10 protein-coding genes are annotated in these 12,181 nt (G+C 63.1%); 8 read left to right on the top strand and 2 right to left on the bottom strand.

Annotation, left to right across the window (positions count from 1 at the left end):
- Positions 1-9: 9 nt before the first annotated feature.
- Both tssJ and tagH read right to left on the bottom strand, forming a co-directional pair.
- Positions 10-519 (bottom strand): type VI secretion system lipoprotein TssJ, encoded by a 510-nt coding sequence (gene tssJ, locus ACZRMO_RS06310; protein WP_463972275.1) that lies wholly within the window; start codon positions 517-519, stop codon positions 10-12.
- Between the two features lie 54 nt (positions 520-573).
- A complete protein-coding gene (tagH, locus tag ACZRMO_RS06305; protein WP_463972274.1) occupies positions 574-1,845 on the bottom strand; it encodes a type VI secretion system-associated FHA domain protein TagH in 1,272 nt (423 codons plus the stop codon).
- A gap of 394 nt (positions 1,846-2,239) precedes the next feature.
- On the opposite strand from tagH, the gene tssA reads away from it, so the two are divergent.
- The 8 genes from tssA (at position 2,240) to tssH (ending at position 12,065) form a co-directional block, all read left to right on the top strand.
- On the top strand, positions 2,240-3,259 hold the full coding sequence (gene tssA, locus ACZRMO_RS06300) for a type VI secretion system protein TssA (RefSeq protein WP_463972273.1): 1,020 nt from the start codon (positions 2,240-2,242) through the stop codon (positions 3,257-3,259).
- Positions 3,260-3,313: 54 nt separating this feature from the next.
- Positions 3,314-3,820, top strand: coding sequence for a type VI secretion system contractile sheath small subunit (tssB, locus tag ACZRMO_RS06295; RefSeq protein ID WP_003195557.1), 507 nt, complete (start codon positions 3,314-3,316; stop codon positions 3,818-3,820).
- Positions 3,821-3,822: 2 nt separating this feature from the next.
- On the top strand, positions 3,823-5,319 hold the full coding sequence (tssC, locus tag ACZRMO_RS06290; protein ID WP_017735733.1) for a type VI secretion system contractile sheath large subunit: 1,497 nt from the start codon (positions 3,823-3,825) through the stop codon (positions 5,317-5,319).
- A 144-nt stretch (positions 5,320-5,463) separates the two neighbouring features.
- Positions 5,464-5,952, top strand: coding sequence for an Hcp family type VI secretion system effector (locus tag ACZRMO_RS06285; protein ID WP_017735732.1), 489 nt, complete (start codon positions 5,464-5,466; stop codon positions 5,950-5,952).
- A 78-nt stretch (positions 5,953-6,030) separates the two neighbouring features.
- The gene (tssE, locus tag ACZRMO_RS06280) at positions 6,031-6,546 is read left to right on the top strand and encodes a type VI secretion system baseplate subunit TssE (protein WP_005792513.1); all 516 of its coding nucleotides are present in this window, start codon (positions 6,031-6,033) and stop codon (positions 6,544-6,546) included.
- Positions 6,543-8,402, top strand: a complete 1,860-nt coding sequence (tssF, locus tag ACZRMO_RS06275) for a type VI secretion system baseplate subunit TssF (RefSeq protein ID WP_463972272.1) — start codon at positions 6,543-6,545, stop codon at positions 8,400-8,402. The genes tssE and tssF overlap by 4 nt, the downstream gene beginning before the upstream one ends.
- Positions 8,366-9,409 (top strand): type VI secretion system baseplate subunit TssG, encoded by a 1,044-nt coding sequence (tssG, locus tag ACZRMO_RS06270; protein ID WP_463972489.1) that lies wholly within the window; start codon positions 8,366-8,368, stop codon positions 9,407-9,409. Before tssF ends, tssG begins: the two co-directional genes overlap by 37 nt.
- Entirely contained in the window at positions 9,402-12,065 is a 2,664-nt protein-coding gene (gene tssH, locus ACZRMO_RS06265) for a type VI secretion system ATPase TssH (RefSeq protein ID WP_463972271.1), read from the top strand. The genes tssG and tssH overlap by 8 nt, the downstream gene beginning before the upstream one ends.
- The last annotated feature ends 116 nt before the right edge of the window (positions 12,066-12,181 follow it).

Here is a 12,181-nt window from a genome sequence, read left to right as displayed (position 1 = left end):
GATTGCTTGTTATTGGGCTGGGCTGGATGGGGAGACCACGACGTCGGCGCGCACGGCACGCACATCGAGGCTGATCTGGTATTCGGTGTATTGGCGCGCGGGTACGTTGATCACCGTGCGCCATTGCGCGCGGTCCAGTTCGCGGTAGCCCACCAGCAAACCGATCTGGCGGGTGGACGGGTCGAGGTCGCGCTGAATGCTCAGTTGCTGACCGGGCTGCACCACCACTTCGTCCTGGTCGAGCAGGTCCAGACCGAGGGTAGATTGGGCGCGGTCGGCCAGGGCGAAGTAATCGGAGCGGGCGAAGGTGGCGGCGTTTTTCAGCTCGAAGATGCGCACCCGCACCGGTGCGGCCTGGCCATTGGCGCCGGGGTTGAGCCCGCTGATCGCGTGAAAGTGCAGCTCGATGGCAGCGGTGTCCGCTTCAACCTCCGGGGCCGCGGCGGGCGCGACGGCGTCTTTGGCACACGCCGTCAGCAGCAGCACGGTGGCGACTGCGAGTAAAAACCTGGGAATCATCCTGCGTCCTCAATGACGTACTTAGCTATCCGTTAAATCCATGTGGTGCGGTTTTTAGCGACGCTGTCGTGCGCTATGGTCTTCGTAGGCGCGGCTGAATTCGCGGCCGAACAGGTCCTGGAAATCGTCCTGGGCCTCGCGGGAAATATTGCTGTAGAGCTCGGTGAACTGCTGCCAGTACTGGGCCTGGCGCGAACCGTTGAACAGGCTCGACAAGCCGCCGGGCTTGCCCATGCGCTCTTCCAGTTGCGCCGGTTCAAAGCGCGTGAGCAGGTGCTTGATCGCCGCTTCCACCCCGGCCATCACCGCCAGTTGGTGGGCGCGCAGGTCGTTGAAACTGTCACGCACGGCGGCGTCCGGCGCCATAAACGCCTGGTTGCCGTGGCGAAGCAGCAGCAGTAACGCTTCGTCGGCGTTCGGGGCGAATTTCAACGGATTGTTTTCGGCGGGCTGGATCATCGTCTGCTGCATGCGAAACTCGCCCTTGAGGCTGGCGCGGGCACGCAATACATCGATCAAGCCTTCGACCATCAGGCGGTAGCTGCGGCCGATGTTTTCCATCTGGGCAGCGGCATCGGCGGTGTCCAGGCGCAACCGGTCGAGACCGGCGCCACGCAGGAAGGCTTGCAGCAGGTCGGCTTGTGGCGCGGTATCGGCCACCGGCGGCGGCTGGATAACCGGCGCAACGACGGGCGCGGGTGCGGGCGCGTCGGCCAACAGGTCCCAGTCATCCGGGATCACCGCACCCGACATCACGGGTTTTTCGTTGGCTACAGGGGTCGGCGGGCGGAAGTCGTGCTGCTCGCTGGGCACATGATCGGCCACGGTCGGCGGCGGTACGGCGCTGGGGCTGAGGAAGTCGAACAGGTCCGGCAGGGTGTCCATCGACGAGGCGCCCTGGAACTGCGGCGCGATCACCGGCTGGCTCGCCACGGCGCCCATCAGCGCTTCAAAACTGTTCGCGGCATCGGCGGCAAATGGCTGGCTGTCGCTGGCCTGCACGTTGAAGTCGATACGCGCCTGGATCTCGTAGTCACCGATGCGGATCAACTCGCCATGTTGCAGGGGCTCGCTGTTGCCCCGGCGCAGGCGAATGCCGGCGTTCACCAACTCCACACCGTTGGTGCTGTTATCGGTTAAATAATAACGGCCATCTTTGTACTGAATAACGCAATGTTGCGAGGAGACGAGACGCTCAGGGTCAGGCAATACCCAGTCATTATCCAAACTGCGGCCAATAGCCATCACGCCCTGATCCATGGACTTTTCGGCGCATTGCCCTGGGGTAATCTTGTGATAACTAGTGATAGTCAAACACAGCGACATCTTGCCTCCTTGCTGATACTTCGCGCGCGCTCTACTTCCTGGACGCTAGTTCCAGAAAGTCTCTCCATAAGGTCGTGCAACCCACCGTAAAACCTTGCAACACCCGCACAATTGCTGATCTTAACCGGGCTCCATGACAAAAATCCTGTCCCGGCGTGCCGTTAGACCCACCAGTCGCGCAGAGTTGTTAAGCACCGCACATCTGTCACAGAGGGCGAATAGCTTACCTTGACAAGGCGTAAGTACTACACCAAAAATGCACAACTTCTCAGATAACCATGATGGCACACTAGTGGCATCTTGCTTATATGACCGAGAAAACATGCAAAGTTCCTCGCGCAACTAATGCATGCGTTGCCCGCCATCTAACGGGCTGATAAGGAGATCAAATTCAGTGGATGTGCCGTTGCTGCTCGCCGCCGTTTCCGCGAATTCGCCGTGTGGCGAAGACATGGAATATGACGCGGACTTTCTTCAACTAGAGCGTGCCGCCAAGGGCCAACCCGAGCGCAGCATGGGCGACTCGATCCTGCCCGCTGAGCCACCACAATGGCGCGACATCCAGCAGCAAAGCCTCGACTTGCTGCAGCGCAGCAAAGACCTGCGCATCACCCATTTCCTGCTGCAAAGTGCCCTCGCCCTCCAGGGTGTAGCCGGGCTGGCGCAAGCCCTCTCGTTGATCAACGCACTGCTGCGCGACTACTGGGCCGAGTTGCATCCGCGCCTGGACGCCGACGACGATAACGACCCCACCGTCCGCATCAACGCCCTCACCGGCCTGACCTGCGACACGAACATCCGCCTGCTGCGCGAAAGCATCCTCACGCGCTCGCGCACCTTCGGCCCGGTGAGCCTGCGCGCGGCGCTGAACGCCAGCGGCCTGCAGTCGTTTGCCGATGAACAACTCGGCGCCCAGCAGCTCAACGCCGCGTTCCTCGACAGCGACCCCGAGCAGCTGCAAGCCACCCGCGATGCGTTGAGCGCCGCGCGTGCGGCCTGCGAAGCCATCGAGCAACAGGTCAACGAACAGGTCGGTTCCGCCCAGGGCGTGGACCTCAGCGCCTTGAAGCAACCGCTCAAGCAAGCGTTGCAAATACTCAACCAAGCGGTGCCCGGCACCGATAGCAGCAGCGTTCCCGAGGCCGTCAGTGAAGACAATGCCCCCTCGGTCGAATCCGCCGCCGCCCCCGCAGCACCGCGCCCAGCGGGCGATATCGCCAACCGCGATGACGTGCTGCGCAGCCTCGACAAGATCCTTGCGTACTACACCCGGCACGAGCCTTCGAGCCCGCTGCCGGTGCTGTTGAACCGGGCGAAGAATCTGGTGCACGCCGACTTTGCGGCAATCGTGCGCAATCTGATTCCCGACGGCATGTCCCAATTTGAAAACCTGCGCGGCCCGGACGGCGAGTAAACCGCCCGGCCGTGCAGTAACAACACCGTCGCTCAAGCGACCAGGAGCAGCAACGTGGCGAAGCAAAGTTCTCAGAAATTCATCGCGCGCAACCGCGCGCCTCGGGTGCAGATCGAGTACGACGTCGAGCTCTACGGCGCCGAAAAAAAGGTCCAGCTGCCCTTCGTGATGGGCGTGATGGCCGACCTCGCCGGCAAGCCCGCCGAGCCTCTGGCGCCGGTGGCCGACCGCAAGTTCCTTGAAGTGGACGTGGATAATTTCGACTCGCGCCTCAAGGCCATGCAGCCGCGCGTAGCGTTCCATGTGCCGAATGAGCTGACCGGCGAAGGCAACCTCAGCCTGGATATCACCTTCGAAAGCATGGACGACTTCAGCCCGGCCGCCGTGGCCCGCAAGGTCGATTCGCTGAACCAGCTGCTCGAAGCCCGCACCCAACTGGCCAACCTGCTGACCTACATGGACGGCAAGACCGGCGCTGAAGAAATCATCATGAAGGCGATCAAGGACCCGGCATTGCTGCAAGCACTTGCCAGCGCGCCCAAGCCTGCAGGGGAGCAGTAATCATGAGTGACAATACCGCCCGCGAAGGCGCGCCAATCCTGGGTGCCACCGAGGAAGCCAGCGAGTTCGCCAACCTGCTGCTGCAAGAGTTCAAGCCCAAGACCGAGCGTGCCCGCGAAGCCGTGGAAACCGCCGTGCGCACATTGGCCGAACAGGCTCTGGCGCAGACAGACCTGGTGTCCAACGACGCGATCAAGTCGATTGAATCGATCATCGCCGCCATCGACGCCAAGCTCACCGCCCAGGTCAACCAGATCATCCATCACCAGGATTTCCAGCAGTTGGAAAGCGCCTGGCGTGGCCTGCACTACCTGGTCAACAACACCGAGAGCGATGAGCAGCTGAAGATCCGCGTGCTCAACATCTCCAAGCCGGACCTGCACAAGACCCTGAAGAAATTCAAGGGCACCGCGTGGGACCAGAGCCCGATCTTCAAGAAGATGTACGAAGAAGAATACGGCCAGTTTGGCGGCGAACCTTACGGCTGCCTGGTGGGCGACTACTACTTCGACCAGTCGCCACCGGATGTGGAATTGCTGGGCGAGCTGTCGAAAGTCTGCGCCGCCATGCACGCCCCGTTCATCGCTGCGGCTTCGCCGACCGTGATGGGCATGGGCTCGTGGCAGGAACTGTCGAACCCGCGCGACCTGACCAAGATCTTCACCACCCCGGAATACGCCGGCTGGCGCTCCCTGCGTGAATCGGAAGACGCGCGCTACATCGGCCTGACCATGCCGCGCTTCCTCGCGCGCCTGCCGTATGGCGCCAAGACCGACCCGGTGGAAGCCTTCGCCTTCGAAGAAAACACCGACGGCGCCGACAGCTCCAAGTACACCTGGGCCAACGCTGCCTACGCGATGGCGGTGAACATCAACCGTTCGTTCAAGCACTACGGCTGGTGCTCGCGCATCCGTGGCGTGGAGTCCGGCGGTGAAGTGGAAAACCTGCCGGCCCACACGTTCCCTACCGATGACGGTGGCGTGGACATGAAGTGCCCGACCGAAATCGCCATCAGCGACCGCCGTGAAGCGGAGCTGGCGAAGAACGGTTTCATGCCGCTGCTGCACAAGAAAAACACCGACTTCGCCGCGTTCATCGGCGCGCAGTCGTTGCAGAAACCGGCCGAATACGACGACCCGGACGCCACCGCCAACGCCAACCTGGCCGCGCGCCTGCCGTACCTGTTCGCCACTTGCCGCTTCGCCCACTACTTGAAGTGCATCGTGCGCGACAAGATCGGTTCCTTCAAAGAGAAGGACGAGATGCAGCGCTGGTTGCAGGACTGGATCCTGAACTACGTGGACGGTGACCCGGCCCACTCCACCGAAACCACCAAGGCCCAGCACCCGTTGGCAGCGGCCGAAGTGATCGTGGAAGAAGTGGAAGGCAACCCGGGGTACTACAACTCCAAGTTCTACCTGCGCCCGCACTATCAGCTGGAAGGGCTGACCGTGTCGCTGCGTTTGGTATCGAAGCTGCCTTCGGCAAAATCCGCCTAAGCATGATCGTTCCCACGCTCTGCGTGGGAATGCCGCACGGGACGCTCCGCGTCCCAGTGACGCAGAGCGTCACAGGATGCGTCCCCACGCAGAGCGTGGGGACGATCAACAAATTCAGTGGCCCACGCCACACAGGGAGAAAACATGGCTGTTGATATTTTCATCAAGATCGGCGACATCAAGGGCGAGTCCATGGACAAGGCCCACAAGGACGAAATCGACGTATTGAACTGGAGCTGGGGCATGGCCCAGTCCGGCAACATGCACGTAGGCGGTGGCGGCGGCGCAGGCAAGGTGAATATCCAGGACCTGTCGCTGACCAAGTACGTCGACAAGGCCTCGCCGAACCTGATGATGCACTGCGCCAGCGGCAAGCACATCGACAAGGTCAAGCTCACCGTGCGCAAGGCCGGTGGTGAAAGCCAGGTCGAGTACATGGTGATCAACCTGGAAGAAGTGCTGGTCACGTCCCTGAGCACTGGCGGCTCGGGTTCCGATGATCGCCTGACCGAGAACGTCACCCTGAACTTCGCCCAGGTGATGGTCGACTACCAGCCGCAGAAAGCCGACGGCACCAAAGACGGCGGCGCGATCAAGTTTGGCTGGAATATCCGTTCCAACACCAAGCGCTGATAGCCCTTGTGGCCGTGGCCCAGCGCCACGGCCGCAATTCAATTGTCCCTCTCACAACCCGTCCGTGGAGCTGCTTTGGTGGTCACTGAAATCGCTTCCCGCGACCGTCTGCAACCGTCCCTGCTGGACCGGTTGACCGATGACGATCCAACCAATCCCAAGGAAAGCGCCGACAAACGCGTGCTGTCCCTGACCCAATTAAAAGCCTCGGTTCTGCGCGACCTGGCGTGGCTGCTCAACACCACGTCGTTGCTGGATGCCGATGCCACGCTGCACACCCCGGCCGGTACCTCGGTGGTCAACTACGGCCTGCCGGCGCTGGCGGGCAACAGTGTGTCCAGCGTCGATATCAAGGCCCTGGAAGCGTTGATCTACCAGGCTATCGCCACCTTTGAACCGCGCATCCTGCGCCACACCTTGCGGGTCAAAGCCCGCGTCGGCCATGGCGAGATGAATCACAACGCGCTGAGTTTCGAGATCGAAGGCGACCTGTGGGCGCAGCCTGTGCCGTTGCGCCTGTTGCTGCAAACCGACCTCGACCTGGAATCCGGCCACGTGCGCGTGGTCAATGCCGACCAGCGGAGACGCCCATGAACCCGCGCCTGCTGGAGCTGTACAACCAGGAACTGCACCACGTGCGCGAAAGCGCCGCCGAGTTCGCCAAGGAATACCCGAAGATCGCCAGTCGGCTGACCCTGTCCGGTATGGACTGCGCCGACCCGTACGTCGAACGCTTGCTCGAAGGCTTCGCCTACCTGACTGCCCGCGTGCAGCTCAAGCTCGACGCCGAATACCCGACCTTCACCCACAACCTGCTGGAAATCGCCTACCCGCACTACCTGGCGCCAACACCGTCGATGACCGTGGTGCAATTGCAGACCGACCCGGACGAAGGCTCGCTGGCCAGCGGTTTCCCCCTGCCCCGCGACACCGTCCTGCGTGCTGCGTTGGGCCGCGAAACCCAGACCTGCTGCGAGTACCGCACCGCGCACCCGGTGACGTTGTGGCCGCTGCAAGTGAGCAACGCCGAGTACTTTGGCAACCCTGCCGCCGTGCTCGGGCGCCTGGCCGCCAGCGAACCGAAGGCCAAGGCCGGCCTGCGCCTGACCCTGCGCACCGGTGCCGAACTGCCGTTCCACAGCCTCGACCTGGACACGCTGCCGCTGTACCTCAGTGGTGCGGATGAGCAACCGTTTCGTCTCTACGAACAATTGCTCGGCAATGCCTGCGCGGTGTTCGCGCGCAAACCCGGTGGCGATTGGGTCGAGCGCTTGGCGCCAGAAGCGCTGCGTTCCCGTGGTTTTGACGACGCCGACGCGGCCATGCCGGTAGTGGCGCGGGCGTTCCAGGGTTATCGCCTGTTGCAGGAATACTTCGCCCTGCCCCACCGCTATCTGTTCGTCGAGTTCGCCGAGCTGAGCCGCGCGGTCAAACGCTGCGACGGCCAGGAACTGGAACTGATCGTGCTGTTCGACCGTCACGAGCCGAGCCTGGAAGGCAGCGTCGGCGCGGCACAGTTCCTGCCGTTCTGCACGCCGGCGATCAACCTGTTCCCGAAACGCGTGGACCGTATCCATCTGTCCGACCGGGTCAACGAACACCATGTGATCGCCGACCGCACGCGGCCGATGGATTTCGAGATTCATTCCCTGAGCGGCCTGACGGGCCACGGCACCGGGCCGGAGCAGCCGTTTTTGCCGTTCTATGCGGTGCGCGATCCGTCGCGCTACGGCCGCGATCAGGCGTATTACACGGTGCGCCGCGAACCCCGCGTGCTGTCCAGCGACCAGCGCCGCAACGGCCCGCGCTCCACCTATGTGGGCAGCGAAACCTTCGTCAGCCTGGTGGACAGCCGCCAGGCGCCGTACGGCCACGACTTGCGTCAGCTCGGCGTCACCGCGCTGTGCACCAACCGCGACCTGCCGCTGTTCATGAGCGTGGGCAATGGCAAGACCGACTTCACCCTCGCCGACAGCGCACCGGTGCTGGCCGTGCGTTGCGTCGCGGGGCCGAGCCGCCCGCGCGCCAGCCACGCGCATGACGCCAAGGCCTGGCGCCTGATCAGTCAGCTGTCGCTCAACTACCTCTCGCTAAGCGAACAAGGCCAGGGCGCCGGCGCCTTGCGCGAACTGCTGCGCCTGTACGGCGACAGCAACGACGCAGCGCTGCAATTACAGATCGAAGGCCTGCGCGAAGTCAGCAGCAAAGCCGTGACCCGCCGCCTGCCGATGCCCGGCCCGATTGTGTTTGGTCGCGGCCTGGAGATCACCCTGGAGTTTGATGAAAACGCGTTTCGCGGCACCGGCGTGTTCCTCCTCGGTGCGGTGCTGGAGCGCTTCCTCGCGCGCTACGTGTCGATCAACAGCTTTACCGAAACGGTGATCCGCACCACCGAACGCGGCGAGATCATGCGCTGGAAAGCCAAGCCCGGCCGGCGGCCAACCCTGTGAAGACCCTGGATGCGATGCATCAGGAGCCCTGGGAATACGATTTCTTCCAGGCGCTGCGACGGATCGAGTGCGAATCGCCGGAGTTGCCGCGCCTGGGCCATTCCCTGCGCCTGGCGGACGATCCGTTGCGCCTGGGGCAGCAGGCCGATTGCACCTTCGCCCCGGCCACACTGGCGTCGGTAGAGCCCGGCGGCGACGGCAAGCCCGCGCGCCTGGAGCAGTTCTTTTTCGGCCTCGGCGGCCCCAACGGCCCGCTGCCGCTACACATCACCGAGTACGTGCGCGAGCGTCAGCGCAACAACGCCGACAGCACCAGCAAGCAGTTCCTGGACGTGTTCCACCATCGCCTGCTCAGCCTGTTTTACCGGGCCTGGGCCGAGGCGCGGCCGACGGTCAGCCACGACCGCCCGCACGATGATTACTGGTCCGCCCGCCTCGCCGCCTTGAGTGGCCGTGGCATGCCGAGCCTGTTGAATCAGGGTTTGATCCCCGACACCGCGAAGCTGCACTACAGCGGCCACCTGTCGGCGCAAACCCGCTACCCGGACGGTTTGAAGGCGATCCTCGGCGAGTATTTCGGCTTGCCGGTGGCCATCGAAGAGTACGTCGGCCAATGGCTGGAACTGCCTGAACGCAGCCGCGTCGGCGTCAGCGCCAACCGCCTGGGCGTGGATTTTTGCCTGGGCAGCCACGTGTGGGACCGCCAGCATAAATTCCGCATCCGCCTCGGCCCGCTCAGCCTCGATGACTATATGGGCATGTTGCCCGGCCAACAGCCGTTCAACGAGCTGGTGGCGTGGGTCGCCGAGTACCTGGGCCATGAATTGGACTGGGACTTGAACCTGGTTTTGCAACAACCCGAAGTGCCGGCGCTGCAACTCAATGGGCAGTTCCGCCTGGGCTTCAACACCTGGCTCGGTCAACCCGAGCGAGACGCCAACGACCTAATCCTGGCCCGGCATTACGCCGATCACGCCACCACCTCAAGGAATCCAGAGCATGGGTGAAATCAGTCGCGCCGCGCTGTTCGGCAAACTCAACAGCGTGGCCTACAAGGCCATCGAAGCCGCCACGGTGTTCTGCAAATTGCGCGGTAACCCGTATGTGGAATTGGCCCACTGGTTTCACCAGTTGCTGCAACTGCAGGACTCGGACCTGCACCGCATCATCCGCCAGTTCAACGTCGAGCCGGCGCGCCTGGCCCGTGACCTCACCGAAGCCCTGGACCGCCTGCCGCGCGGCTCGACGTCGATCACCGACCTGTCCTCCCATGTGGAAGAAGCCGTGGAGCGCGGCTGGGTCTACGGCAGCCTGATGTTTGGCGAAAGCCAGGTGCGCACCGGCTACCTGGTGCTGGGCATCTTGAAGACGCCAAGCCTGCGCCATGCATTGCTGGGTTTGTCGGCGGAGTTCGACAAGATCAAGGCCGAAGCCCTGAGCGAGCGCTTTGACGAATACGTCGGCGACTCGCCGGAAAACGCCCTGAGCGCCAGCGATGGTTTTAATGCCGGTGCCGTTCCGGGCGAAGCCAGCGGCGCCATGGCGCCGAGTGCCATGGGCAAGCAGGAAGCCCTCAAACGCTTCACTGTCGACCTGACCGAACAGGCACGCAGCGGCAAGCTCGACCCGATTGTCGGGCGCGACGAAGAGATCCGCCAACTGGTGGACATCCTTATGCGCCGCCGCCAGAACAACCCGATCCTCACCGGCGAAGCCGGCGTGGGCAAGACCGCCGTGGTCGAAGGTTTTGCCCTGCGCATCGTCGCCGGTGACGTACCGCCGGCGTTGAAAGACGTAGAACTGCGCAGCCTCGACGTCGGCCTGCTGCAAGCTGGTGCGAGCATGAAAGGCGAGTTCGAACAGCGCCTGCGCCAGGTCATCGAAGATGTGCAGGCGTCGCCCAAGCCGATCATCCTGTTTATCGACGAAGCCCACACCTTGGTCGGCGCCGGTGGCGCTGCCGGCACGGGTGACGCGGCCAACCTGCTCAAGCCCGCCCTGGCTCGTGGCACCTTGCGTACCGTGGCTGCCACGACTTGGGCCGAGTACAAGAAACACATCGAGAAAGACCCGGCGCTGACCCGCCGTTTCCAGGTGGTGCAAGTCGCCGAACCGTCGGAAGACAAGGCGCTGCTGATGATGCGCGGCGTGGCCTCGACCATGGAAAAACACCATCAGGTGCAGATCCTCGACGAAGCCCTGGAAGCCTCGGTGAAGCTGTCCCACCGCTACATTCCCGCACGCCAGTTGCCGGACAAATCCGTCAGCCTTTTGGACACCGCCTGCGCCCGCGTCGCCATCAGCCTGCACGCGCTGCCGGCGGAAGTGGACGACAGCCGCCGCCGCATCGAAGCGCTGGAAACCGAGCTGCAAATCATCGCCCGCGAACATGCCATCGGCATTGCCATTGGTGCGCGGCAAACCAACAGCGAAGCGTTGTTGAGCGCTGAACGTGAGCGTCTTGCCACCCTGGAAAGCCGTTGGGCCGAAGAGAAGGCCCTGGTGGATGAACTGCTCGCCACCCGCGCGACCCTGCGCGAAACCGTCGGCACCGTGGACAGCGGCAACGATGAATTGCGTGCGCAACTGGTCGACCTGCAACAGCGCCTCAGCGCCCTGCAAGGCGAAACCCCGCTGATTCTGCCCACCGTGGATTACCAGGCCGTGGCCTCGGTGGTCGCCGACTGGACCGGCATCCCGGTGGGTCGCATGGCGCGCAACGAACTGGAGACGGTGCTCAACCTCGACCAGCACCTGAAAAAACGCATCATCGGCCAGGACCATGCCTTGCAGATGATCGCCAAGCGCATCCAGACCTCCCGCGCCGGCCTCGACAACCCGAGCAAACCGATTGGCGTGTTCATGCTGGCCGGTACCTCTGGCGTGGGCAAGACCGAAACCGCCCTGGCCCTGGCCGAAGCCATGTACGGCGGCGAGCAGAACGTGATCACCATCAACATGAGCGAGTTCCAGGAAGCGCACACCGTGTCGACCCTCAAGGGCGCGCCACCGGGTTACATCGGCTACGGCGAAGGCGGCGTGCTGACCGAAGCGGTACGGCGCAAACCCTACAGCGTGGTGCTGCTGGATGAGGTGGAAAAAGCCCACCCGGACGTGCATGAGATCTTCTTCCAGGTGTTCGACAAGGGCGTGATGGAAGACGGCGAAGGCCGGGTGATCGACTTCAAGAACACCCTGATCCTGCTGACCACCAACGCCGGCACCGAGCTGATTTCCCACGTGTGCAAGGACCCGGCGAACGTGCCGGAGCCGGAAGAGATCGCCAAGGCGTTGCGCCAGCCGCTGCTGGAGATTTTCCCGCCGGCGCTGCTGGGGCGCCTGGTGACGATTCCGTACTACCCGCTGAGCGACGAGATGCTCAAGGCGATCACCCGCCTGCAGTTGAACCGCATCAAGAAGCGGGTGGAAAGCACGCACAAGGTGGCCTTCGACTATGACGATGCGGTGGTCGACCTGATCGTCTCGCGCTGCACCGAGACTGAGAGCGGCGGGCGCATGATCGATACGATCCTGACCAACAGTTTGCTGCCGGACATGAGCCGTGAATTCCTCACGCGCATGCTCGAAGGCAAGGCGTTGGCGGGGGTGCGGATCAGTAGTCGGGATAACGAATTGCACTACGCCTTCAGCGACAACGATTGACCTGACGGAACGCGGTTCAAATTGTGGGAGCGGGCTTGCTCGCGAATGCGGTGTGTCAGTTGATACATCCGGCGACTGACTCACCGCATTCGCGAGCAAGCCCGCTCCCACAGTTT

The sequence above is a fragment of the Pseudomonas sp. B611 genome, assembly GCF_055407965.1.
The sequence above is the reverse complement of the archived record's forward strand: the minus strand, read 5'-3'. Positions and strand labels throughout refer to the sequence as shown.

What these genes read in the sequence shown, in the direction of transcription:
- tssJ (WP_463972275.1), bottom strand. Translation starts at nt 519, where the DNA reads ATGATTCCCAGGTTTTTACTCGCAGTCGCCACCGTGCTGCTGCTGACG.
- tagH (WP_463972274.1), bottom strand. Translation starts at nt 1,845, where the DNA reads ATGTCGCTGTGTTTGACTATCACTAGTTATCACAAGATTACCCCAGGG.
- tssC (WP_017735733.1), top strand. Translation starts at nt 3,823, where the DNA reads ATGAGTGACAATACCGCCCGCGAAGGCGCGCCAATCCTGGGTGCCACC.
- ACZRMO_RS06285 (WP_017735732.1), top strand. Translation starts at nt 5,464, where the DNA reads ATGGCTGTTGATATTTTCATCAAGATCGGCGACATCAAGGGCGAGTCC.
- tssF (WP_463972272.1), top strand. Translation starts at nt 6,543, where the DNA reads ATGAACCCGCGCCTGCTGGAGCTGTACAACCAGGAACTGCACCACGTG.
- tssH (WP_463972271.1), top strand. Translation starts at nt 9,402, where the DNA reads ATGGGTGAAATCAGTCGCGCCGCGCTGTTCGGCAAACTCAACAGCGTG.